Here is a 22,937-nt window from a genome sequence, read left to right as displayed (position 1 = left end):
ATGAAGGCGGCGTTTTCCTTTGGCTATGCCCTAGGTTGTGTCGTCGTTTGATATATAACTATATGAAATTATTTAAATGTTTTTACAGCCTAAAAATAATTTAACAATTTCAATATATTAATTGAAGATACGGCCTAGAAAATGGTTGATGTTTTTGGCTGTGTCATAGGAAGCGGTCGATGCTTTCTTGAAATCCTAAGGCTCTGTTCAAGGTTACGGTTGATAAAGAGAAGTATGCTCCTTTAACCGCCGGAGGCGCGAGCGTCAGCGAGCTTTGAGGACGTCCCCCGCCGCATGGCAATGCGGCATGGAGGGGGCGAGGAGCGGCCAAATGTCCCGCGAAGCGCGGTCGAGAGCGGCGAAACTGCGCGAGACGAAGCGCCGTCAGCCGCTGCCGGAGGATGCCTTTCACCGCGCTGGAAGTGCGTCCGCCTTCACGGCAGTGAATGTTCCGCTGAAACAGGGGAAGATAAACGACCTCTGATTGCTGTATCAGCCGGAAACTTTAACATAGCCGATCCTAAAGGGATAACCAATAAAATATCCCAATCATGGAGTCCAGCAGCGAAAAATAGGAGAAAAATTTTATATTTTAATATATTAAAAAAATAAGGCTCTGTCATAGTACATGGTTGTTCTGTTTTAGCAGTATACTGATATATGCTCTTTCTCCAAGTTTTCCGCTGGTGGGCTCTGTGATTAGGGGATTTTATTGGTTATTCCTTTGGAATTTCAAGGAAATAAAGCATCAACCGTTTTCTATGACACAGCCATGTTTTTTCCTTGAAGTGCCAAAGGAATAGCCAACAAAATGCCTTAGCCGTGAATCCCGCCAAAGGGAAAGCTGGAGAAAAAGCCTGTATTTTCACCGCACTGTGGAGGTGAAACAACCACATGCTATGACAGGGCCTTTCCTTTCATGGCTTGAGGGCGGCGGGAAAAAACGCCGTTTTCCCCGGAGGGCGCAGAAAAAGGAAAGGCCCCGTCACGGCATTTTGGGATGCGTTGTTACGGCAAGTGCTTTTGTTGGGGCTCCCAAGGCTGTTGCCGTGGTGGGCCCAGCGGCGGAAAATCCCCGGCATCTGCCTTGAATGGCATGAAACAACAGTCAATCCTTTGCCATGACAGCGCCAAAGGGAAGAGGCGCGCGGTTACGCCTTCAAAAGCGCCAAGGCCTCGGCCAAGAGCGCTTTGGGCGTGGCGGCGGCATTGAGGATGTGTGTGGCGGTTTCACGGTAGAGCGGTTCGCGGACGGCGAGCACCTCGGCCACTTCTTCCGCAATGGATTTCCCGGTGAGCGTGGGGCGCTGCGCGGCGTTGGGGTTGGCTTGCAGGCGGGCCGCAAGGACTTCTGCCGGGGCGGAAAGATAGAGCACGATGCCGTTTTCACGCATGAAGCGGCGGTTTTCCTCGGCAAGCACCATGCCGCCCCCGGTGGCGATGACGGTCGCGGGAGCGGTGACTTCCCGGAGGACGGCGCTTTCCCGTTTGCGGAAACCGTCCCAGCCTTCGCGGGATACGATGTCCGCTACTGTTTCTCCTGTCGTTTCACGCAAATGGATGTCGGTATCCACATAATTGCAGCCGAGCTGCCGCGCCAGCGCGCCGCCAAAGGTCGTTTTGCCGGCGGCGCGTGCGCCGATGAGATAAATCGTATGAGCCATCAGTGTATCCTTGGGAAAGGGGAAAGAGGTGCGAATCGGCTTGAAAACATAGATGAACGCTTCCCGGCTGGCAACCTGCGCGGGCGGCATCCGTGGAATTTTGTCTTTTGGCAGGGAAACGGGCGCGGTGGCGCAGGCCGTGTGCCCAAAGCCCGTTAGGGGGAATATGTGAAGAGCACCGGTATAAGGGCGGGGATGGCGGATTGTACGGGTTACATCTTTCCTTGAAACATGCTAAATCGGGGCCCATATTGTAAAGGGCGCTTCTGTCCAGCCGGCATTGCGGCATTGCCGGACTGTAATGTCAACACCTTGGAGGAAAATATGTTCCGTACTTTGGCTGTCTCCCTGTTGTCCCTGCTGTTGTGCGCTTCGGTCGCCTTTGCCGAAAAGCCTCTTGTCGTGGCCTCGGATCCCACGTTCCCGCCGAACGAAATGCTGAATAAGGACAAGGAAATCGTCGGGTTCTCCATTGACTACATCAAAGCCGTGGGCAAGGAAGCCGGTTTTGACGTACAGGTCAAAAACATTGCATGGGACGGCATTTTCGCGGCGCTCGCCTCGAATCAGGTGGACGTGATCGCCGCGTCCGTGAGCATTACCGACAAGCGCAAGAAGGCCATGCTGTTCACTGAGCCTTATTATGAACTGCATCAGGCCGTAGTCCTGCCGCTCGGCAAGGAAATCAAGAATCTTGAAGAACTCGCCGGAAAGCGGGTCGGCGGGCAGATCGGCACGACCGCCATGGTTCAGACCATCCCCGCTTCCAAGATCAAGATGGTTGTGAAGACCTACGACGAAGTGGGCCTTGCCTTTGAAGACCTCGCCAAGGGCAACCTTGACGCCGTGATGTGTGATGACCCGGTCGCCAAGTATTACGCCAACACCAAGGACGAATACCGTGACAAGTTCCACATCGGCCTCGTGACCGGCGAGCCTGAATTCTACGGCTTCGCGCTCCGCAAGAACGATAAGGAACTGGCCCAGAAGCTGAACGCCGGCATCAAGGCCGTTCGGGAAAAGGGCATCGAAAAGCAGATCCTTGAAAAGTGGTTCGGCGCCAACTAACCCGCTGGCGCAGCAAAAACGGGGAGGCTCCTTCCGTGGAAGGGGCCTCCTTTTTTGTATGGAGACCCCCCCCCCGCTGGGCGGGGGGTTCCAAAAAGCTTACAGCTTTGCCCATGTCAGTAAAACTCCTTTTGATTTGTTAAAAAGTCTCACGGTCTGGCAACTGCGAGTCAACAAATCAAAAGGAGGTCACGATGGGTGACGCCAAAAGTTTAGCCCACACAAGGTGGAACTGCAAATATCACATTGTTTTTGCGCCTAAATATCGCCGCCAGGTGTTCTATGGTGAAAAGAAGCGCGCCATTGGCGAAATTCTACGCAAGTTGTGCGAATGGAAGGATGTGAAAATAGTGGAGGCAGAATGTTGCCCAGACCACATCCACATGCTGCTTGAGATTCCCCCAAAAATGAGTGTGTCGAGTTTTATGGGCTATCTGAAGGGTAAGAGTAGTCTCATGATCTATGAACAATTTGGGGATTTGAAGTTCAAATACCGCAATCGAGAATTTTGGTGTCGTGGGTATTACGTCGATACAGTAGGCAAGAATAAGGCCAAGATTCAGGATTACATTAAGCATCAGCTGGAGTCGGATAAACTTGGCGAACAGTTGAGCCTACCATACCCAGGGAGCCCGTTTACGGGCCGCAAGTAACAGAAATGCAAATGTCAGATCGCAAGAGCGCCTGTTAGGGCGCAGCTGGTAAGAAAGCCTTACAGGCGCATATGAAGAACCCCCGGCTAGGCCGGGGGGTTCCTTTTTTATGGTTTGGCATGGGGAGCTTTTTGTGGCGCTCGGACGGGTTCGATGCCCTTTTTGGGATAGCCGGGGAATTTTTCGCCTCAGGCGGGAGCGTAGGGCGTGCCGTCCGGCGGGAGGGCAGGGCGCGTTGGTATACGGAAGGAATCTGGCATGAACAAGGAAAACGTGGATCTATCCAGTATGGTGCGCTGGTGCACGGATTGAACCGGCTGACCGGCGGGCATGAACCTGACAGGCAGGGCACGTTGGTTCATGCGTTGAACCATTTGAATTATAAAGGAGCTTCATCAGTAAGGGCAGGGCGATTCGGGCAGGGAATCCCCTGCCCCGGCGTCCTCAGAACCTCTCATGGTGGATCTTGGTGAAATCAAGATCCGTATCGGTATACGGTTTCTTCCGCTCGTTCTTGTGTCCGATGGCGATGACGCTGAGGACGCCATAATGCTCAGGGATGCCAAGTTCCTGCTGGAAAGCCTCTTCGGAAGGCCCGCTGTCGCCTTCGCGCCTCCGAAGCTGGATCCACGTGGAACCGAGTCCGATCTTTTCCGCCTCAAGCTGGATGAGGATGGAGACGATGGAGGCATCCTCCACCCACACGTCGGATTTCTGGCTGTCGGCAATCACCACAATGGCGAGGGGAGCTGTTTCGAGAGGCGTGGTGCCGTGTTTTTTGTAGGTCTTGAGGCGGGCTATGGTTTCCTTGTTCTGGACAACGATACATTCGACGGGTTTCTTGCCCATCGACGAAGGGGCGAGCAGGGCGGCCTTGAGCAGGCTGTCGATGTCTTCCTGCGAGACGGGCTCGTCGGTGAAGGTGCGGATGCTGCGGCGGTGTTGCAACAGTTCAAGCATGGCTGCCTCCTTGCGGATAGGGAAAAGGTTTTTGGCATGGCTGTGTCGTAGAAAATGGTTGATGCTTTTTCCTTGAAGTTTCAAAGGAATAACCGGCAAAATGCCTCAGCCGGGGATTCCGCCGAGGGGAAAGCTGGAGAAAAAGGCTGTATGTTCACCGTGCTGTGGAGATGGAACAACCAGCTATTCTGACAGAGCCTTCGGCATCATAGCGCAGAGGAGCCTGCAAGGGAATTGCTTTCAGGCCGGATGCGCCGGGAGGCGGAAGGCGGACGGGAGGCGGATGAGGCATATCGGGACGCCCTCTTCGTGTCTCGTGCGAAATGACGTGAAAAAAAGAACAAAGATATTGAACAGAGCATGCGTGAAAAATGGAGGGCCGGGCGAGGATTCATATTATCTATGTTTATTGAAAGAAAAAAGAAATATTTCTTTGTCAACCGTAAAATATAAAGAGCAAAATAGATTTTTTCAGATAAGAAACGTCACTCGGTAATGCAATAAATAAAAAGGGTTGAGCATTCAATGAATGAAAAGGCATGGGTTTTGGGCTATCCTGTCTGAACTGACTATTCCGTGTTGCCTCAGGGGGAAGGCCGGAACGCAAGCGTGCTTCCGGCTTTGTTCGCGCCATCGGGTGTCCACGTTTCATGCTGCGGAGAGACGTATGCTAAGCCTTTCGTTCATTAGGGAAATCGAAAAGATCATCGGCCGGGAGAATGTATTGACGGGCGAGGCGGATCGCCAGAATTACGCGTATGACGCGGCGGTCCTGCCTCCCGTCGTTCCAGGCCTTGTCGTCCGTCCCACACGCACGGACCAGCTTGGGCCGCTGATCCAGAAATGCTATGAGGAAGGCATTCCCATCACTATCCGCGGTTCCGGGACGAACCTGAGCGGCGGGACCATCCCCGACAGCACCGACGCCGTCATTATCCTGACCAACAGTTTGGACAGGATTCTCGAAATCAATGAGGAAGAGATGTACGCGGTGGTTGAGCCCGGCGTGATAACCTGCGACCTTGCGGCGGCGGTGGCGGCCCGCGGGCTGTTTTATCCGCCCGATCCCGGCTCCATGTCCGTGTCCACCATGGGCGGCAACATCGCTGAAAACTCCGGCGGGCTGCGCGGCCTGAAGTACGGCACCACGAAAAAGTATGTCATGGGCCTCGAAGTCCTGACCGAAACCGGCGAGCTCATGAAGACCGGGGTTTGCGGCCGGGGATGCGAATACGGCTACAACCTCACCGAACTGCTTGTCGCCTCGGAAGGTACGCTGGCCCTTACCAGCAAGGCCGTCCTCAAGCTGGTGACGCCGCCCAAAGCCTCCAAAGCCATGATGGCCATTTTTTCCGAAGTGAAGCGCGCTTCGCAGGCCGTCGCCGGGATCATCGCCGCGCATGTCGTCCCTTGTACGCTGGAATTCATGGACAACGCGACCATCAACTATGTTGAGGACTACGTGAACATCGGCCTGCCGCGCGACGCTGCGGCCATCCTGCTCATCGAAGTGGACGGCCATCCGGCGCAGGTTGCCGACGAAGCCGTGAGCGTGGAAAAAGTCCTCAAGGATTCCGGTGCGCTGGAAGTTGTGGTTGCCAAGGACGCTGCGGAGAAGACGCGGATCTGGGAAGCCCGCCGCGTGGCGATCCCCGCCTTGGCCCGCTGCCGCCCCACGCTGATGCTTGAAGACGCGACCGTACCGCGCTCCAAGATCCCCGCCATGCTTGAGGCGCTCGACAGGATCGCCGCGCGCCATCATGTGACCATCGGCACCTTCGGCCACGCCGGGGACGGCAACCTGCACCCGTCCATCCTCTGCGACAAGCGCGACAAGGAAGAATTCTCCCGTGTGGAGCGGGCCGTGGACGATCTGTTCAACATGGCTCTGGAGCTTGGGGGGACGTTGTCGGGCGAACACGGCATCGGCACCGCCAAAAAGAAGTGGCTTGAACTGGAAACCTCAAAGGGGACTCTTGGGTACATGCGGCGTATGCGCTCCGCTTTCGATCCGAAGAAGCTGCTCAACGCTTCAAAGATCGTTTCCCTCTAGGGCTTCCATGACGGCGGAAGGCGGCTTCTGCGGCCGACAGGTTTTGACTTTTTATTCGGGAAGGAATGGTTCATGGACGAGCTTACCCAACTTGCCAATGCCCTGATGTCTCTGGACGACAAACTGGCGGCCTGCATGAAATGCGGGTTCTGTCAGGCGTTTTGCCCCATGTATATGACGACGCGTATCGAAGGCGACCTCACCCGCGGGAAGATCGCCCTTGTCGAAAACCTTGCCCATCGCATCATTGAAGACCCTGAGGCCGTGAACGAGAAGCTGTCGCGGTGCCTCCTCTGCGGCTCGTGCCAGGCGAACTGCCCCTCAGGTGTGAAGACGACCGACATTTTCCTTGAGGCGCGGGCTATTGTGGCGACATATTTGGGGCTTTCGGCCATCAAGAAGGCCGCGTTTCGGATGCTGCTCCCCAATCCGCGCCTGTTCGGTACGCTGCTGCGTCTGAGCGCGCCGTTCCAGAACCTCGTCCTCAAGGATGAGGCCAAGCCGCAGAATACGGTATGTGCGCCCTTGCTGAAGCCCATGCTCGGCGATCGCCATATGCCCAAGCTGGCGGCAAAGCCCCTGCACAGTACGGTCGGCAACGTGAATACGCCCGTGGGCAAAAGCCGCATCAAAGCAGCTTTCTTCCCCGGCTGCCTTGGGGACAAGGTTTACGTCAACGTCTCCGAAGCCTGCCTTAAAGTGTTTGACTACCATGAGATCGGCGTTTTCCTGTCCGACAACTATGCCTGCTGCGGCATGCCCGCTCTGGCTTCCGGCGATCGGCAGGGATTTGAAAAAATGGTCATGCACAATGTGGATATCCTGAAGGATCAGAATTTCGACTACATCGTCACGCCGTGTTCGTCGTGTACGGTGGCTATCCGCGAGTTCTGGGCGCAGTTCTCCAACAACCTGCCGCCGCGCTACCGTGACGCGATCAACGCGCTGGCGCCCAAGGCCATCGACATCAATGCGCTGCTCGTGGATGTGCTGCACATCAGCCCCAAGGCGCAGGCCAAGGGGCAGACGAAGGTGACGTATCACGAATCCTGCCACCTCCAGAAGTCCCTTGGCGTGAGCAGGCAGCCCCGCGATCTCATCCGCATGAACCCGGAATACAACCTCGTGGAAATGGCCGAAGCCAACCGTTGCTGCGGTTGCGGCGGTTCGTTCACGCTGACCCACTATGACCTGTCTCTCAAGATGGGCCAGCGCAAGCGCGACAACGTAATCGCCAGCGGTGCGGAAGTCGTGGCGACGGGATGCCCGGCCTGCATGATGCAGCTTTCGGATATGCTGGCCCGGAACAATGATCCCGTTCAGGTCAAGCACACCATTGAGATCTATGCGGAGTCCCTGCCGCGTTAAAATGTTCCGCGCCTTCCAATGATGGCGGGGCGGGAATGCCCCGTGCTGGCTGTACAGACGGCAACGGGGGCGGCTCATCAAGTGCCGTTCCCGTTTTCTTTTTTTGGGGGGGGCGGAAGAGGGCCGCCGCTCTGGGCGTGCCGGGTAGCCTGCCGAGCAATCCGCCGTCCGGTTCCGTTCCAAGGCGCTGAGGTTCAGGCCAATGCCGCCTCCGTTCCACGGGCGCATCTTCCTTTGGCGGCTGGGGCGTCTTTCGGCAGGGAAATGCGGGTAATCTCAAGCATGGCATCCTCCCTTGGCGGCAGGGGTGCCTCCGAGCCGGTATTCACGGTTGAACAGGCGGGGCGGTGATGCCGGGAATGCCCCGTGCTGGCTGCACAGACGGCAACGGGACGGCCCAGCAATGCCGTTCCCGTTTTCTTTTTTTGGGGGGGGCGGAAGAGGGCCGCCGCTCTGGGCGTGCCGGGTAGCCTGCCGAGCAATCCGCCGTCCGGTTCCGTTCCAAGGCGCTGAGGTTCAGGCCAATGCCGCCTCCGCTCTACGGGCGCATCTCCCCTTGGCGGCAGGGGCGTCTCCGAGCCGGTATTCGCGGCTGAACCGATGGGCGGTGATGTACGGCAGCGGCGTGTCCGCTTGCCCAAAACAGCCGGACGGTGCCGGGCACCGCTTGCGTCTTGCCTTGGTGGGCTGGTGGGAGACGGGGAGGGGACGGCATATGTGGCGGGGCGCGGAGTTATACTTGCCGTTTTTTAGGCCGCGCCGGAGGGGGCATATGTGGCGCGGCGCATTGTCCGGCGTCCGTGTTCTCGTGCGGCAGGAACCTGCCGGTTCAGGGGGCATGGGGCGGAGGGAAGTCATTCCGCCGCCGCTTTCGGAATATCCAGCCGCAGCACGCAGGGGCTGGACGAAATGAAGGCGACGCTGCCTCCGGCATTGCGGGCCGTCTGCCGTGCAATGGCAAGGCCCAATCCAGAGCCGGGGGAGTTGCTTTCCCTTTTACGGAACCGTTCAAACATGGATTCACGCAGCATTTCGGGCACCCCTTCCCCTTCATCCGACACGTCCATGAGTATGCGCCCGTTTTTCTGGAGCACGCTGACCCGTACCGTCCCCTTGCCGTGCAGCAGCGCGTTTTCAAGCAGGTTGATCACGAGTTCACGCATGGTGATGGGATCGCAGCGGCAGTGGAGGCCGTCCATGATGAAGGCTTCCAGCATCCTCCCCTGTTTTTCAAAGAGTGGGAACAGGGCCGCCGCGGTTTCCCTAACCAGCCGGGAAAAGTTGACCGGCTTGGGGGGCGCGTGCAGGGCCATCCCTTCGCTTTTGGCCAGCCGCCCAAGCTGCTGCACCATGCGTTCCATATGCCGGAACTCCCGCCGGATCCCCTCCCAGTCCGGCCGCCCTTCGTTCTTGCCTTCTTCCAGCATGAGCCCAAGGACGGTCAAAGGCGTGCGGAGCTGATGCGCGGCATCGGATACGAAATGCTTTTCCCTCTGATAGGCTGCCGAGAGGCGTTTGAGCACCTCGTTGGCGGCCTCCACAAGCTCGCGCATTTCGGAAGGGACGCCTGCCAGAGGTATGCTTTGCCCCGGCTCGTCGGGTTTGATCCGGCGGGTCAGGGCGGCGGCCCTGTAAACGGGGCGCATGGTCCACCGCAGCAGGAACGTGACCAGCAGCACTGCGAGCGTTCCGTATGTCATCAGCAGGAAGAGGCTTTTTTCCAAACGGCTCCCCAGAAGCCTGTCAAGCACCTCGCGTTCCTTTTCGTCGCGTTTGGACACCATAAGGATGTTGCCGTCAGGGAGGCGCACCGGAACGCTGATTTCCGCCCCGGCGTAGGCCGAATACCAGCCGTTGAAGCGTTTCCTCTCGTCCAGAAGCGCGGGCCGGAACATACGCGGGCGACCGGCGTTTGGGGAGTGCCAGAGCAGTTCCCCTTCCGGCGTATAGAGCGTGTAATACATCTCTTCGCCGTTTTTGGACGTAAGGGGCAGTTGATCCACGGTGTCGGCGCGGATGCCCCGCGATACCTTTTCGGCCTGGAAGAGCAGTATGTTGCGCCGCAGATCGTCCCGTGTGCCATAGACATGGATCATCGGCAAGACGATGGCCGGCACCAGAACGATCACCAAGGCCACGAGGATGCGCGAACGCAGGCTGAACTCTATGGGGCGGCAGGGCATCAGCCGCGCCTTTGAGAGGGTGCCCTCTCGCCGGAGGATTCTGATGGAACGATGCGGTACCCCAGCCCCCGCGCCGTCTCCATGCGGCAGTCCGCGCCCGCGCTGAGCAGCTTGCGGCGCAGGCGGGAAGCGACAGCCTCCACCGCGTTCGGGGTGACGTCCTCTTCATAGTTGTAAAGGCGTTCCTCAAGCAGCTCCTTGATCACAACGCGGGAGGACTGGCGCAACAGTTCCTCCAACAGCATCCCCTCCCGGCGCGATAGGGGCAGCGCCCGCCCTTCGACCGAGGCGTGCCGGGCGCGCGCGTCGAAATGCAGCCTCCCGCAGGACAATATCCCCGAAGAGATGCTTCCCGGACGGCGCAGCACGGCCCGGACGCGGGCGTCAAGCTCCGCCATGGCGAACGGCTTCAGGACATAGTCGTCCGCGCCGAGATCCAGCCCGCGCACCCGATCCTCCAGCGCATCCCGCGCCGTCAGGATAACGCAGCGCTGCATGCCCCCGTTCCGGCGGGCGAGTAGGTCGATCCCGTCCATGTCCGGCAGGCCAAGATCAAGGATTACAACGTCATACATCCTGTTATCCAAATAGTCCCGCGCACTTGCACCGTCGGGTGCGGCATCCGCGGCAAACCCCGCGCGGGTGAAATGTTCCATCAGCCGGGAACGCAATACGGGGTGATCTTCAATAACCAGCAGGGTCATGACTCCTCCAGAAAACAAAGGCTGTGTCCTAGAAAACGGTTGATGCTTTATTTCCTTGAAATTCCAAGGAAATAACCAATAAAATCCTCCAATCACAGAACCCACTGGCGGAAAATTTGGAGAAAAAGCATATATTTTCAGTGTATTGCTGAAGCAAAACAACCATATACCATGACAGAGCCAAAACAAAAATCCTGCGCATGGCCCGAAAAAAATGGGGCTGTCAGTTTGCTGTCAGGACTCCTTTTTATTTTCCCTCGCATTAGTGATGTTGATTTTCATAATCACAATCTAACGTATCATGGCCCGTTTGACAATAAGGCCAAGGAGGAATGAGAGGTATGTCTGCCGCCTTGAAGAGTGTATCGGCCAAAATCGGGAAGCCGGCCCCGGCTCTCGGTGTTTTCGCCATGCTTTGCGCATTGGGGGCGGCCCCGGCCCATGCCGCGGATGTGATCGACTCGTCCGAAGTCGTCGTGACCGCAGCGGGCTATGCGCAGGAAGTCAAAGATGCCCCGGCCTCTGTGACCGTCATCACTCGGCAGGAGCTTGAAAACAAGGCCGTCAATTCTTTGTCGGACGCGCTGCGTGACGTGGAGGGCGTATCCATGCTCGGCGGGGATACCGGCACCATTTCCATCCGCGGCATGGAATCCGACAAGGTGTTGATCTTGGTGGACGGGCGCCGCCAGAATACGACGGGCACCACTCAGAAGGGAGGCATCAACCAGGGCATGGAAACCAGATGGATGCCCCCGATGGAAGCCATAGAGCGCATCGAAGTCATCCGCGGCCCCATGTCCACGCTGTACGGCTCCGAAGCCATGGGCGGCGTGATCAACGTCATCACCCGCAAGGTGGGCGACAAGTGGACGGGGGCGTTCTCCACCAGCTCCACCATCCGGCAGGGATCGGGCGGCGATGCGCTGGCGGGGGATATTTACCTGACGGGCCCCATCATCCCCGGAAAGCTGGGCGTCCAGATCTGGGGTGACGCCTCGGCCAGACAGGAAGACCATGTCCTTGACGGCGTGGCCCGGCACAAGAAGCTGAACGGCACCACGCGGTTGTGGTTCACCCCTGTGGAGGGGCAGGAATTCATGCTCGGCATCACCGAACAGGAGCAGACGTTCAACACGACGGGCGGCAAGACCCTGGCCCCCGATGCGGATTCCAAAGAAACCATCTATGACCGCACGCAGTACGACTTTTCCTATGCCGGGAACATCCTTTCGGGCAGAATGGAATTTGACGCCTACCGTGAGGAGATCAGCAGCGAAGGCAGTCAGAGCGGCCGCCCGGAAGTGACCAACACCACGCTGGAAGGCACCTATAACCTGCCGCTGGGCGACCATATCCTGCTTGTCGGCGGGCAGTACAAAAAGGGAGAGCTCAAGGATTCGGGGTATTATTCCACCATTACCTCGAATGGCTACGTCAAGAATACGACGTCTTCCATGGAAGAATTTTCAGCCTTCATCGAGGACGAATGGTGGTTGCTGGACAACTTCAGCCTGACCGGGGGCGTCCGCTACGATCATAACGACTACTTCGGCGGGCACTGGTCGCCGCGTGCCTACGCCGTATGGAATTTCCTGCCCGACTGGACGCTGAAGGGCGGCGTCGCTTGGGGCTTCAAGTCCCCTTCCATCATCCAGCTTGATCCCTCGTTCGGCCTGCCGCAGCGGGGTGGTTCCATCACCCGCGGCAACCCCTCTCTTGATCCTGAAAAGAGCGTCAACTACGAACTGGGCATCCTTTATGACGATTCGCGCTTGAGCGGCGGCGTCACCGCATTCTACACCGACTACGAAAACAAGATCGTCAACACGGGGAGCAACGGCATCCTTGGGCCTGACGGCGAGCCCATCATCGATCAGGATACGGGGGTGGGGCTCAGCACCTACTACAACGTCACCGGGGCCCATGTCTACGGCGTGGAATTCAGCTTGGGCTACAAGTTCACGGAAGCCCTTTCCGCCAAGGCCAACTACACCTACACCCACTCCAAGATTACGGACGGGGCGACCAACCTGCCCTATGAATTTCATAAGTATGACGGACTTGTTGGGGCTCCCCTTGTGGCCACGCCCAAGCATATGGCCAACCTCACCGTCGACTGGATGCCCATTGAGGACGTAAGCACGTTCGCCACGCTCCAGTACAGGGGCAAGGAATATTATCCGAACTTCGGTCAGGGCGGCACGCTGGACGAAAATGAAGACACCACGCTCACCACGGATATCGGCATCACTTGGGAAGCCTACGAGAACCTCAAGCTCAGCGCCGTGATCTACAACCTCTTCAACGACAAGCGCGACACCGGCGATACCTACAGCTATGCGCAGGATGGCCGCCGCCTGTGGCTCAAGGTAGCCTATACCTTCTAAACCGTTACGCCGACAATCCGCCCTTTATGGGGCGGCAGGATGGCATGCGGGCCTCCAATCCCGCATGCCATCCCTCCTGTTTTTTGACTATTCCTGAGGATGCCGAAATGAATCGCCTACTGTCCATCCATCCGCGGCTCCTGCCGTGGCTCCGCGCCGCAGGTGCGCTCGCGGCCGGCTATCTTGGTATCTGGCTGTTGGCCCCTGGCCTGTCTTCCGTATTGCCGCTGCCTCCTTTTGAGGCGACGGCCGCAGCTTTCCTTATCGTCCTCGTTTTGTTTACGCCGCTTGTGATGTTGGCGTACTTTGGAATGTCCCTGCTTACGCAGCCGCCCTGCCGGGACAAGGAGGTTCAGCCATGAGCGTTTCCTTCCGCAGCAGCCTGCGCGAGCTGCACTCTTCCGTGGGGCTCGTCATCGGATGGATCGGCTTTTTCCTGTTCCTTTTCGGCTCGCTGGCGCTGTACCGTTCCGAAATTACCTTCTGGCTTCAGCCGGAAACGCATGAGGCGGCCTTGCCCCATACCGGCATTGAGGAAAAGGTGCGGGCCGCCCGTTCAGGGTTGGACTATCTCGCCAGCCGGGCCCCCGGTGAAAGCATGTGGCGCATCGTCCTGCCTACGGAACGGATGCCCCTGCCCGCAGCGGCATGGGCCTCTGGAGAGGAAGTGCATGCCCACCACGGCATGGCCCCCGAATATTTCGATCCTGAAGACGGCGGCAAGGTGGAGGCGCGCCTTACGCGCGGCGGGACATTCCTGTATCGGCTCCACGTCGACCTTTTTGGGGTGGACCGGGGTACGGGCCGCAGCCTGATCGGTATGGCAACGCTGGCGATGCTGGTGGTGCTCGTCAGCGGGGTTTGCCTGCGTTCGCATTTTTTCCGCGATTTTTTCCTGTTCCATCCCCGGCCTGGAAAACTCGCCTGGCGTGACTCCCACTGTGTCCTTGGCGGGCTGATCCTTCCCTTCTGCCTCTTGTTTTCCATATCCGGGCTTGTGCTGCTCGCGCAGTCGCTCCTGCCTTCCGCACTGTACCCTTTCTACCGTGAGGATGCGCGTTCCTTCGTCATGGAATCGAAGCGGCCCCCCCTGCTGCCCAGCGGCAATGGGGCCGAGAAGACATACAGCCCCGGCGGGCATACGCCTTGGAAGGACTATGGCATACCCGACCCGGAGCGCCTGCTTCGGATTGCGGATGCGCGGTGGCCGGAATGCGGTGCGGGGGAACTGGTCATCTCTTTCCAGGATGATCGCGCGGTTTCTGTTGAAGCCGTCCAGTCGCGCGGTGGGCTGCTGGCGCGCCGGGCCACTCCGGAACGGCTTACCCTCGTTCCCGATACGGGCAAAATCTATGAATCCACGCAAGAGGAATCGCCTTCCCTCGTGCGTTCCGTCTGGTACGCCGCCAGCGCAATCCATCTTGGGCGTTTTGCCGGCCCGCTTCCGCGCGCCTTGCTGTTCCTTTCCGGGCTGCTGACTGCGGGCATGATCGCCGCTGGGCTTATCCTGTGGGAACGTATGCGGGAAAAGGTGGGGACGCCCCCGTCTTCCCTCCGTGCGGTATCCGCCGTGAACACGGCGCTGATCGCGGGGCTGCCCCTTTCCGTAGCCTCATTCTTCTGGGGGAACCGCCTGCTTTCCGCCGACCTGATCCAGCGCGACGTGTGGGAAATGCTCACATTCTTTTTTGTGTGGGCTTGCTGTTTCACGCACGCTTGGGCGCGTCCGTGGCCTTTGGCCCGCGGCGAACAGCTTGTGGTGGGGGGCGCGGCCCTCGCATTGCTCCCGGTGCTCAACGGCATGACCGGAGGGATAGCCCTGCCGGGTTCCCTTATGAGCGGCCCCTGGCAGCTTGCGGGCATCGATTGTGCGGCCCTTGCCGTGGGCCTTGGGCTGCTGACCGCCGGCATACGTGAGCACCGCCGGGCGCGGGCCTTCCTGCCTTCCTCCGGGGCGCATTCCTTCCGGGCTTGGCTGCACGACCGGATTGGAAAACTTCACAGCGCCCTCGCCTTTTGGAAAAAAGGGCCGTTTGCCCGCAGCAAGGCGGAATCGACCCCACCCGCATACGGCGGCCCATCGGAAGTGCCCTCCATTGGGGAAGAAACATCGTCGGAAAAAAACGGCTCCAGCTTTCCCGGCACTGACGCGGACGCTGAAAAATCTGGCCAGCCCACCCGCACGGGAGGTACCGAATCATGAGCTTTTGCGCCTTCCTTTTGTTGTTGGCGGGGTGCTGCCTGCTTGGGATCAAAGATCCGGACGGGCAAGCCCCCATCCCTGACCATCCCTTGTTCCGCTGGCATGAGGGCTGGCTGCCGCTGGGGTTGGCCTTGTTGTTCACCTGCCATGCCTATGGGCCGGGCGTGGGGACGCTGGTATGGTTCGGCCTGTTCGCGCCATCGGGAGCGCTTGCAGTCCTCTTTCTCGCTTTCGCTTCCTCCTCCCTCCGGGAGTGGGCTTCAAAAAAGGCCGTCACGCTAACCCGGCTATTGTTTTTCCCTGCCGTACTGCTCAGTGTTTTGTAATACCATAGCTTGCCGGTTTTGCCGTCCCATCTTCGCCTGTGCGGACGGCTTAACCGCTTTGGTATGCAATAAGGTACGCCACACATGGAAGCCTTGTGCGATGGGGACGGCAACCATTTGTTTCTCAAGTTAATGCGCATAAAAACTGTTGCCGTGCCCGGATAAGATAACGAACTGTACAGTCCTCCGGGCACACTTCACCAATTGATGGCCTAACACGCGGCGCACCAAAACCAGGCCGTGTCGTCAATTAGATATAATATATTGAAACTATTGAACTGTTTTGGATTGTAAATTATTATTTCAATAATTTTAAATAATTATATATTAAATGACGACACGGCCTAGAGCAAATCTGATAGACTCTCCCCTTCGCTCCGGCATTTTCTGAAGGCAAAAACGCTCCACTTGCTCCTCTTTGGTATCGTGCCCAGCCCGGCCATCGCCTGCAACCGTTCCCGATATTGTCCTCATTCCCTAAAGCCGCCCAAGGCCAGAGCTGCTGTGCGTCACAGCCCCATAAGGGAGTGCCCATCTGGGGCCGTGGGCGTGCTCAAAATCCCTCTCGGTGATGGGGTACACTCCTGCCGACGGAAGAGGCCGGTTCTGAGCAGGCCGAATGAAGCATAAATACATAGGCTCTGTCATAGTATGCGGTTGTTTCATCCCATAGCATGGTGAAAATACAGCCTTTTTCTCCAGTTTTCCCCTTGGTGAAACCTATGGCTAAGGTATTTTTCTGGTTATTCCTTTGAAACTTCAAGGAAAAAAGCATCAACCATTTTTAGGACACAGCCAATACATAACATCTCAATATGATGAGGCAATAGAAGACAGTTTTTGGAGATATTTGGGGATAATATGTTTACATCCGACGCATTGAAACGAGGCTGTGTCATAGAAAATGGTTGATGCTTTTTTTGAAGTTCCAAAGGGATAACCAACAAAATGTTTTGGCTGTGGATTCCGCCAATGGGAAAACCGGATAAAAAAGCTGTAGTTTCAGCATGCTGTGGAGATGAAACAACCACATGCCATGACAGAGCCTAAAATGATAAGAACCGCAAACCCTCTCGCACCCGCGCCCATGACCAGCACGTCTCCCTTGGGCGGGGCCTGCTTTCTTTCTTTCTTTCTTTCTTTCTTTCTCTCTCTCTCTCTCTCTCTCTCTCTCTCTCTCTTCCTTACTTTTATAGTAATAAATTGGACAGCTTTCCATCTATTCGAGCTAATTTTTTTATTGATGCAATGCCGAATGCAATGATGATATTGCCATAAGATATGGACAAATATATTTAGCCTGTTTGTCCGTTTTCAGTAAAATTTATAGCTGTGACAATTTTTTTACTTGTTGTTTGCCCTGTGTCCGCTTAAGCGAGGCATAATATCCATCTAGGAATCCGCGCTGGCGGGCATGTTTTATTTCATTGGAAAGGCGTTTAAGATACATGGATCTTACACGGTATTTTTCATTGTATCTGCCTATAAAATAGCCTATGGAATAACCTAATATACCGATAAAGCCCATAAGGAACAATTTTTCCATATAGCACTCCTTTTTGAGCTTGCTGCCATATTGAATAAAAAGAACCGCTGTATTTGCATATTCGGATAATTATTGCGTTCTATCTAGTATGAAGGCGTTGATGACGGCAGTCGGTACTTACGTCTTTTGTTCTTCCTGTTGCGTACGGGAAGCGCTTGCGAGTTAACGCTCCCTTCAATAAATCCCCTGCCAAAGACCTCACTCGTTTCGGTGACCATGACAAAGACCCCCTGATCGATTTCTTTTGCAGCTGAACAGATGGTATAGATTTCCGTTCTTGTGCAGGCACAGAGGAGTACATGCCTGGATGTTCCTGTATATGTGCCTATGCCGTTTAATAATGTGGAGCCGCGCTTGGATATCTCGGCAATCCGCTTGGCGATGGCATGCCCTTGATTGGTGACGATCACCACCAGCTTTCCCGCGCCGATGCCATACATAATCTTGTCAATGACCAATGATGTAAGCGCAGTAGAAGCCAAACCATAAAGTACCGAGTCGATGCTTCCGAAAACGGGCCAGCCGAGAAGGATGACGAGAAGATCAAAGACAAGGGTTACGAACCCAATGGAGAAATGCGGGTAGAGGACTTTTATCGTCAGGGTAAGGAAATCCGTCCCTCCCGACGACGCTCCCCGCATATACAGAAGCGCCAGCCCCACCCCGATAAACACGCCGGAATAAAGGGCTGCCAGAAAGGGGTCCCCTTCATAGACAGGGAATAAAGGAAAGATTACGTCTAAAAAGAGAGTACACAGCCCCATTGCTATAAGCGATTTGAACAGGAAGCCCCGCCCCAGGACATTGTAGCTGATAAGGATGGCCGGTATATTGAACAGCAATGTCATGGTGCCGATAGGCAGGTTCCAAAGATGGTTGCAAATCAGAGCGATTCCGGAAAAGCCTCCGGGAGCGAAGCCAGCATCTTTGGCAAAAGAATAGATCCCAATGGAATAGCATAGGCTTCCGCTGAGGTAGTATATTATGTCATACCAAATCTGTTTGTAATCTTTGACAAGCGTCATGGTAGTAATCCGTTTTTGCCACTTGATGTCAGCGATCGAGAAAACGCTTCAAAAAGTCCGCTGTCTGAGGAGAGGCAGGCCTTTCAAAAATATCTTGCGGCGTTCCCTCTTCTAAAATGACCCCATTGTGCATGAACGCCACACGGCTGGAAATATCGCGTGCAAACTGCATTTCATGCGTAACGATAAGCATAGTCATGCCTTCTTGGGCCAGAGAGCGTATCGTCTCCAAAACTTCCCCCACCATTTGAGGGTCTAGGGCTGACGTCGGCTCATCGAAGAGCATGACGGAAGGGTGCATGCAAAGGGCGCGCGCAATGGCAACCCGCTGCTTCTGCCCCCCGGAAAGCTGTTTCGGAAGGGCATCCGCGTAAGCTTCCATTCCAACTTTCTTCAGGTAGCCCAGAGCATCGCTGCATGCCTCCTCTTTGTTCCTATGCATGACGTTTATTGGGCCAACCACGCAATTTTGCAGCACATTCAGGTTATTGAACAGGTTGAAATGCTGAAACACCATTCCAACCCGCGTTCGGTACTGGGCCAAATCGAACCCCTTGCGGCCCACACGTTTTCTTTCAAAATAAATTTTCCCGGAAGTTTGGGTTTCAAGCTGGTTGATGCATCTCAACAGCGTTGATTTCCCTGAGCCTGATGCCCCGATCAGGCTTACAACTTCACAGGGATAAATATTCATGGTTATATCACGCAGGATAACACGTTCTCCATACTGCTTGCTCAGTTGTTTGATATAAAGGATCGGCTCCTTTTGGAGAACCATGGATTGCATTCGTTCCTTATGCATTTTTTATTTCCTTACCTATACGGGGTCAGCGGGTCAGCACCCGCTCAAAACGATTGAGAAGAAGCGTCATGATGCTCGTCAAGATGAGATAAATGGCGCAGACAATAAAAAATGCTTCAAAGTACCTAAAATAATTTCCGGCGGCTTCACGTCCGCTATAAAAAAGCTCATTGACCGTGATGATGCTTAAAACGGATGTATCTTTAATGTTGCTGATAAGAAAATTTCCTATTTGCGGGATGATATTGCGAAAGGCCTGCGGCAGGATGATGAGGCGCATGGCTTGAAAATAGCCCATGCCAATGGCCTTTGCCCCTTCCATTTGGCCGGGGTCCACGGATTGGATGCCTCCGCGCATGGTTTCCACCATATAGGCGCCTGTATTGATGGAAACGACGAAGAGCCCTGCGCTTATAGGATTGAGGTCCCACTGGAACAGTGCGGAAGCCCCGTAATAAATGACCATCGCCTGCACCATCATGGGGGTTCCCCGCAGCAGCCATACATAGGCGGCGACCAGCCAGCGTACCGCGTGCAGGGCCAGCCTTTTTATGCGCTTGTCTTCAGGAAGGCTCGGAATGGCGGCCAGAACGCACCCACAGCTTCCAATCAGGGTTCCGAGCAATGTTCCCATGACGGCCAGAAAAAGGGCAATTCCCGCGCCATTCAGAAAAACCGTTCCATACTCTTGGGTGAGAAAATAAACCCATCCCCAAAATCCCATATCCATAACTACGCCTCGCTAAAAAATATTATTCGGCTGAACGGACAGCTTTCTGAGCTGTCCTTCTCAATTTTTCAGTCAGCGTATCAGGGGAGTTTCGTCAGAGGCTGGTTGCGGCATGCATCCCGGATCATTTCGTCCACATCCGATTTGGAGATCTTGGACATCGCCGACTCCAGCATTTTTTGCAGTTCCGCATTTCCCTTCGGCAGGGCGATGGCGCACGCCGTCTCTTCTTTTGAGATATTGAAACTCCCTTCCCCGGAGAAGGGCAGTATGCGGAGATCGGGGTTGGCGATGACAATGGCTTCCGCCGTGGGGCGGTCAAGCAGGATCATATCCGCCTTGCCGGACTGCAGGGCCACGACCAGGGCCGGGACATTTTCCAAGGCGGGGAGTTTTTCCACATTGGGCAACCGGTCGATCTGCTCGGTATACCACAGGGTGTTGAGCATGGAGGTCACGCGGGCGCCGCGCAATTCCGCTACGGACTTGGCGGCGGCATAAGCGCTGTCTTTTTGAGCCAGCCCCACTGTTTCCCCGTAATAATATGGAACAGTGAAATCTATGGACAGCTTCCGATCCGGCGTTGGCACAATCATCGAGACGGCACAGTCCACCTTCCCTGTGGCCACAGCCATGAGCATGCCGTCCCAGTCGAACTTGTAGGCTTCGAGCTTATAGCCCGCCAGTTCGCAAAGCCGTTTCATATAGTCAATTTCAAAACCGCATAGGAATTGCTTGGAACCCTGAATCCGCACGGCTCCATGAATATCCGTGTCCTGTGTCCAGTTGCAGGGGACGGTCATCCCCTCGAAACCAACTTTCAAAACCTTTTGTTCGGCTGATGTCTGCGCATGCTCTTCCGAGTTGTCGCATCCGCCGGCAATAAAAGAAAAAAGGCAGATCATGGCAACAGCCAAACATCGAAGTGCGTTCATAGCATTCCCTGAATCTTTTGGTTTTAGATGTGTTGTTCGCATGGGTAGCCCAAGGTTTTTTTATTTTTCAGCAAAAAACATTCCATGAATATAACATTCCTAAATTAATATATATTTTATAAAAACAGGAAGTTCCGCCCATTACAAATTAAAACAAACGGCGAGAAGCTTTTGCATTTTGCAATATGAAGCGGGAAAACGGCGGATCGTGCAAAATGCAATGGCTGAAAGGCCGCGGTATTGCGGAATGCAATAAAAAAGTGCGTATGCCGGGCGGGTAACTCTTTTTTATTTCAGGCAAATAAGATCTGGCACGGGTGTTGCTAAAGGGTGGTGTTCTTTTTGGGGGCTGTGCGTGTGAGAAGGCACTTTGCCGTTCGGCATGCCCCGGAGGTTCACACCCCCCTTCATAAAGAACATATTTTCTGGATTTGGAGGATCTATGTTTGTAGGAATGCTGCTTCTTGGCCTAGTCACATTCGTGTGCATGTTTGGTCTTGTCTATTTATGTGACAGGATATGAGGAGAGGGAACGTATGTTGTATATTGCTGGTATCGCGCTGGCTTACTGCGCCTGCTATCTCGTTTATGTGATTTTGTATACAAAACAAAAATAATGGAAGTCCGCTATGCAGTCTCTTTTATATCCTGCACTCGTTATATTTCTCTCAGTGCTTGTCTCGTGGTACATCGGCAAGCTGGCTACATGGGGGATGTGTGATCCTCAGCAGAAAGGCGGTTTCCGCTACGCTCTTGACGCTCTTTTCGTTAAAATCGGCGGGCGTTCCGTCACTGTGGAGCAGGATTGGAAACAATACACGTTTTCCATGCTGCTGTTCAATACGATCATCTTTACGGTAGCGTTCATCATTCTGGGCCTGCAGCAGGTGCTGCCGCTCAACCCCGACGGCAAGGGGGTTCTGGAACCGAGCCTGATCTTCAACACGGTCGCCTCGTTTACCTCGAATACCAACCTGCAGCATTACTCTGGGGAACAGGCTCTCAGCTATTTTTCCCAACTGTTCAGCATCATGTGGCTTCAGTATGTCACGCCCGCAACCGGCCTTTGTGTTCTTACGGCCATTGCCCGTGGGTTGAGCGGAAAAACCGTGTTCGGCAACTTCTACATGGATTTGATGCGCTCCACCTTCCTTGTGCTGATCCCCATTTGCGTGATCACGGCCACCATGCTGGTGCTCGGCGGCCTTGTCATGACGTTTGATGGGTCTGTCGTGGCCACCACCTTGGAAGGGGCGAAGCAGACCATCGCCCGTGGCCCCGTGGCGGCTTTCCTGACCATTAAGGACCTCGGCACCAACGGGGGCGGCTTCTTCGGCCCCAACGGCACGCATCCTTTTGAAAACGCCAACTTCTTCACCAACATGATCGAAACGATGTGCCTCGTCGTGATCCCGATGGGGTGCGTGTGGATGTTCGGCCGTATCACCAAGCGTATGAAGCATGCCGCCGTCATTTTCGCCGTCATGCTCGCCTTCATGATCCTTAAAATCGGCTTCTCCGTCTATTTCGAGAGCGCTCCTTCCGCCGCGTTCCATGATCTGCCTGTGGCGGAAAGCTCCAACCTTGAAGGGAAGGAACTGCGCTTCGGCGTATCCGCCGGGCCGACGTACAGCGTGTTCACGACCTGCTCCAGCAACGGTTCGGTCAACTGCATGCACGACAGCCTCAATCCTCTGGCCGGGCTCGTGCCTATGGTCGGCATGTGGCTGAACACCACTTTCGGCGGCGTGGGCGTCGGTTTTGTCAACATGTTCCTGTACATCGTCATCGGCGTGTTCATCAGCGGCATGATGGTGGGGCGTACTCCCGAATATCTGGGCAAGAAAGTGGAAACCCGCGAAATGAAGTTCGCCCTTCTTGGCGTACTGGCCCACCCGCTGTTCATCCTTGGCGGCACGGCCCTGTTCGCCGCTACCTCGTGGGGCACGGATACCGTCCTGAACAGCGGCTTCCACGGCTTTTCGGAAATCCTGTACGAGTTCACCTCCTCGTCGGCCAACAACGGTTCCGGCTTTGAGGGGCTTGGCGACAACACCGTGCCGTGGAACGTGGCTACCGGCCTCGTGATGCTGCTTAACCGCTTCATCCCCATTGTATTCCCCATGGCCATCGTGGGCTCCCTGGCCTCCAAGAAGGCCAGCCCCGAAACTGCCGGTACCCTGCGCACGGATACCCCGTTGTTCGGCTGCGTGCTGTTCGGCTGCGTGCTCTTCGTCGGCGCGCTGCTCTTCATGCCCGCCGCCGTGCTCGGCCCCATCGCCGACCACCTTGTCAATGTTGCCGGCATTGCCGCGAACTGATTCTCT

At 55.8% G+C, this 22,937-nt stretch carries 20 protein-coding genes; 10 read left to right on the top strand and 10 right to left on the bottom strand.

All coding sequences use genetic code 11. The annotated features are described in order from the left end of the window. Positions 1-331 precede the first annotated feature (331 nt). The gene (locus AC6I1V_RS04960) at positions 332-484 is read left to right on the top strand and encodes a hypothetical protein (RefSeq protein WP_486854774.1); all 153 of its coding nucleotides are present in this window, start codon (positions 332-334) and stop codon (positions 482-484) included. A 667-nt stretch (positions 485-1,151) separates the two neighbouring features. Here the strand turns inward: AC6I1V_RS04960 and aroL are convergent. Further along, the gene (gene aroL, locus AC6I1V_RS04955) at positions 1,152-1,664 is read right to left on the bottom strand and encodes a shikimate kinase AroL (RefSeq protein ID WP_497736911.1); all 513 of its coding nucleotides are present in this window, start codon (positions 1,662-1,664) and stop codon (positions 1,152-1,154) included. A 324-nt stretch (positions 1,665-1,988) separates the two neighbouring features. Here aroL and AC6I1V_RS04950 point away from each other — a divergent pair, with 324 nt between their 5' ends. Together AC6I1V_RS04950 and tnpA are read left to right on the top strand one after the other, a co-directional pair. Further along, positions 1,989-2,732 carry a basic amino acid ABC transporter substrate-binding protein gene (locus AC6I1V_RS04950; protein ID WP_337431626.1) on the top strand — a complete coding sequence of 248 codons (744 nt, stop codon included), beginning with the start codon at positions 1,989-1,991 and terminating at the stop codon, positions 2,730-2,732. Positions 2,733-2,926: 194 nt separating this feature from the next. Next, positions 2,927-3,385, top strand: coding sequence for an IS200/IS605 family transposase (gene tnpA, locus AC6I1V_RS04945; protein WP_486849651.1), 459 nt, complete (start codon positions 2,927-2,929; stop codon positions 3,383-3,385). A gap of 444 nt (positions 3,386-3,829) precedes the next feature. Here the strand turns inward: tnpA and AC6I1V_RS04940 are convergent, their stop codons facing one another. Next, a complete protein-coding gene (locus AC6I1V_RS04940; protein ID WP_486854896.1) occupies positions 3,830-4,345 on the bottom strand; it encodes a nitroreductase family protein in 516 nt (171 codons plus the stop codon). Between the two features lie 667 nt (positions 4,346-5,012). On the opposite strand from AC6I1V_RS04940, the gene AC6I1V_RS04935 reads away from it, so the two are divergent. Both AC6I1V_RS04935 and AC6I1V_RS04930 read left to right on the top strand, forming a co-directional pair. Then, positions 5,013-6,398 carry an FAD-linked oxidase C-terminal domain-containing protein gene (locus AC6I1V_RS04935; RefSeq protein WP_302553290.1) on the top strand — a complete coding sequence of 462 codons (1,386 nt, stop codon included), beginning with the start codon at positions 5,013-5,015 and terminating at the stop codon, positions 6,396-6,398. Between the two features lie 72 nt (positions 6,399-6,470). Beyond that, positions 6,471-7,766: a heterodisulfide reductase-related iron-sulfur binding cluster gene (locus tag AC6I1V_RS04930; RefSeq protein ID WP_302553291.1), complete on the top strand. Its 1,296-nt coding sequence runs from the start codon at positions 6,471-6,473 to the stop codon at positions 7,764-7,766. Positions 7,767-8,282: 516 nt separating this feature from the next. On the opposite strand, the gene AC6I1V_RS04925 is transcribed toward AC6I1V_RS04930, so the two are convergent. Genes AC6I1V_RS04925 through AC6I1V_RS04915 form a run of 3 tightly spaced genes read right to left on the bottom strand, consistent with a single transcriptional unit; the run spans position 8,283 to position 10,653 of the window. After that, a complete protein-coding gene (locus AC6I1V_RS04925; RefSeq protein ID WP_486855070.1) occupies positions 8,283-8,624 on the bottom strand; it encodes a hypothetical protein in 342 nt (113 codons plus the stop codon). Further along, on the bottom strand, positions 8,621-9,949 hold the full coding sequence (locus AC6I1V_RS04920) for a sensor histidine kinase (RefSeq protein ID WP_479859310.1): 1,329 nt from the start codon (positions 9,947-9,949) through the stop codon (positions 8,621-8,623). Before AC6I1V_RS04920 ends, AC6I1V_RS04925 begins: the two co-directional genes overlap by 4 nt. After that, positions 9,949-10,653, bottom strand: a complete 705-nt coding sequence (locus AC6I1V_RS04915; protein WP_486855069.1) for a response regulator — start codon at positions 10,651-10,653, stop codon at positions 9,949-9,951. Before AC6I1V_RS04915 ends, AC6I1V_RS04920 begins: the two co-directional genes overlap by 1 nt. 341 nt (positions 10,654-10,994) lie before the next feature. On the opposite strand from AC6I1V_RS04915, the gene AC6I1V_RS04910 reads away from it, so the two are divergent. The 4 genes from AC6I1V_RS04910 (at position 10,995) to AC6I1V_RS04895 (ending at position 15,572) form a co-directional block, all read left to right on the top strand. Beyond that, positions 10,995-13,043 carry a TonB-dependent receptor domain-containing protein gene (locus tag AC6I1V_RS04910; protein ID WP_486854943.1) on the top strand — a complete coding sequence of 683 codons (2,049 nt, stop codon included), beginning with the start codon at positions 10,995-10,997 and terminating at the stop codon, positions 13,041-13,043. Between the two features lie 107 nt (positions 13,044-13,150). After that, positions 13,151-13,405, top strand: a complete 255-nt coding sequence (locus AC6I1V_RS04905; RefSeq protein WP_302554236.1) for a hypothetical protein — start codon at positions 13,151-13,153, stop codon at positions 13,403-13,405. Then, on the top strand, positions 13,402-15,246 hold the full coding sequence (locus AC6I1V_RS04900) for a PepSY-associated TM helix domain-containing protein (RefSeq protein WP_486854944.1): 1,845 nt from the start codon (positions 13,402-13,404) through the stop codon (positions 15,244-15,246). The genes AC6I1V_RS04905 and AC6I1V_RS04900 overlap by 4 nt, the downstream gene beginning before the upstream one ends. Further along, the gene (locus tag AC6I1V_RS04895; RefSeq protein WP_486854945.1) at positions 15,243-15,572 is read left to right on the top strand and encodes a DUF3325 family protein; all 330 of its coding nucleotides are present in this window, start codon (positions 15,243-15,245) and stop codon (positions 15,570-15,572) included. The genes AC6I1V_RS04900 and AC6I1V_RS04895 overlap by 4 nt, the downstream gene beginning before the upstream one ends. Positions 15,573-16,896: 1,324 nt before the next feature. Here the strand turns inward: AC6I1V_RS04895 and AC6I1V_RS04890 are convergent. From AC6I1V_RS04890 to AC6I1V_RS04870, 5 genes are all read right to left on the bottom strand, one after another. Further along, positions 16,897-17,118, bottom strand: coding sequence for a hypothetical protein (locus tag AC6I1V_RS04890; protein WP_302553836.1), 222 nt, complete (start codon positions 17,116-17,118; stop codon positions 16,897-16,899). An 83-nt stretch (positions 17,119-17,201) separates the two neighbouring features. Next, positions 17,202-18,143, bottom strand: a complete 942-nt coding sequence (locus AC6I1V_RS04885) for a YitT family protein (protein ID WP_479858737.1) — start codon at positions 18,141-18,143, stop codon at positions 17,202-17,204. Positions 18,144-18,171: 28 nt separating this feature from the next. Next, entirely contained in the window at positions 18,172-18,945 is a 774-nt protein-coding gene (locus tag AC6I1V_RS04880; protein ID WP_302553840.1) for an amino acid ABC transporter ATP-binding protein, read from the bottom strand. A 25-nt stretch (positions 18,946-18,970) separates the two neighbouring features. After that, the gene (locus tag AC6I1V_RS04875; protein ID WP_302553842.1) at positions 18,971-19,675 is read right to left on the bottom strand and encodes an amino acid ABC transporter permease; all 705 of its coding nucleotides are present in this window, start codon (positions 19,673-19,675) and stop codon (positions 18,971-18,973) included. An 80-nt stretch (positions 19,676-19,755) separates the two neighbouring features. Continuing rightward, complete coding sequence (locus tag AC6I1V_RS04870) at positions 19,756-20,610, bottom strand: transporter substrate-binding domain-containing protein (protein ID WP_302553844.1); 855 nt, start codon at positions 20,608-20,610, stop codon at positions 19,756-19,758. A gap of 629 nt (positions 20,611-21,239) precedes the next feature. Here AC6I1V_RS04870 and kdpA point away from each other — a divergent pair. Beyond that, the gene (gene kdpA / locus AC6I1V_RS04865) at positions 21,240-22,931 is read left to right on the top strand and encodes a potassium-transporting ATPase subunit KdpA (protein ID WP_337431447.1); all 1,692 of its coding nucleotides are present in this window, start codon (positions 21,240-21,242) and stop codon (positions 22,929-22,931) included. Positions 22,932-22,937 lie beyond the last annotated feature (6 nt).

It is taken from the genome of Bilophila sp. T19-St14, from assembly GCF_059728385.1.
The sequence above is the reverse complement of the archived record's forward strand: the minus strand, read 5'-3'. Positions and strand labels throughout refer to the sequence as shown.

Excerpts from the sequence above, each read along its gene's own strand:
- AC6I1V_RS04960 (WP_486854774.1), top strand. The coding sequence starts at position 332 with ATGTCCCGCGAAGCGCGGTCGAGAGCGGCGAAACTGCGCGAGACGAAG.
- aroL (WP_497736911.1), bottom strand. The coding sequence starts at position 1,664 with ATGGCTCATACGATTTATCTCATCGGCGCACGCGCCGCCGGCAAAACG.
- AC6I1V_RS04950 (WP_337431626.1), top strand. The coding sequence starts at position 1,989 with ATGTTCCGTACTTTGGCTGTCTCCCTGTTGTCCCTGCTGTTGTGCGCT.
- tnpA (WP_486849651.1), top strand. The coding sequence starts at position 2,927 with ATGGGTGACGCCAAAAGTTTAGCCCACACAAGGTGGAACTGCAAATAT.
- AC6I1V_RS04940 (WP_486854896.1), bottom strand. The coding sequence starts at position 4,345 with ATGCTTGAACTGTTGCAACACCGCCGCAGCATCCGCACCTTCACCGAC.
- AC6I1V_RS04935 (WP_302553290.1), top strand. The coding sequence starts at position 5,013 with ATGCTAAGCCTTTCGTTCATTAGGGAAATCGAAAAGATCATCGGCCGG.
- AC6I1V_RS04930 (WP_302553291.1), top strand. The coding sequence starts at position 6,471 with ATGGACGAGCTTACCCAACTTGCCAATGCCCTGATGTCTCTGGACGAC.
- AC6I1V_RS04925 (WP_486855070.1), bottom strand. The coding sequence starts at position 8,624 with ATGACTTCCCTCCGCCCCATGCCCCCTGAACCGGCAGGTTCCTGCCGC.
- AC6I1V_RS04920 (WP_479859310.1), bottom strand. The coding sequence starts at position 9,949 with ATGCCCTGCCGCCCCATAGAGTTCAGCCTGCGTTCGCGCATCCTCGTG.
- AC6I1V_RS04915 (WP_486855069.1), bottom strand. The coding sequence starts at position 10,653 with ATGACCCTGCTGGTTATTGAAGATCACCCCGTATTGCGTTCCCGGCTG.
- AC6I1V_RS04910 (WP_486854943.1), top strand. The coding sequence starts at position 10,995 with ATGTCTGCCGCCTTGAAGAGTGTATCGGCCAAAATCGGGAAGCCGGCC.
- AC6I1V_RS04905 (WP_302554236.1), top strand. The coding sequence starts at position 13,151 with ATGAATCGCCTACTGTCCATCCATCCGCGGCTCCTGCCGTGGCTCCGC.
- AC6I1V_RS04900 (WP_486854944.1), top strand. The coding sequence starts at position 13,402 with ATGAGCGTTTCCTTCCGCAGCAGCCTGCGCGAGCTGCACTCTTCCGTG.
- AC6I1V_RS04895 (WP_486854945.1), top strand. The coding sequence starts at position 15,243 with ATGAGCTTTTGCGCCTTCCTTTTGTTGTTGGCGGGGTGCTGCCTGCTT.
- AC6I1V_RS04890 (WP_302553836.1), bottom strand. The coding sequence starts at position 17,118 with ATGGAAAAATTGTTCCTTATGGGCTTTATCGGTATATTAGGTTATTCC.
- AC6I1V_RS04885 (WP_479858737.1), bottom strand. The coding sequence starts at position 18,143 with ATGACGCTTGTCAAAGATTACAAACAGATTTGGTATGACATAATATAC.
- AC6I1V_RS04880 (WP_302553840.1), bottom strand. The coding sequence starts at position 18,945 with ATGCATAAGGAACGAATGCAATCCATGGTTCTCCAAAAGGAGCCGATC.
- AC6I1V_RS04875 (WP_302553842.1), bottom strand. The coding sequence starts at position 19,675 with ATGGATATGGGATTTTGGGGATGGGTTTATTTTCTCACCCAAGAGTAT.
- AC6I1V_RS04870 (WP_302553844.1), bottom strand. The coding sequence starts at position 20,610 with ATGAACGCACTTCGATGTTTGGCTGTTGCCATGATCTGCCTTTTTTCT.
- kdpA (WP_337431447.1), top strand. The coding sequence starts at position 21,240 with ATGCAGTCTCTTTTATATCCTGCACTCGTTATATTTCTCTCAGTGCTT.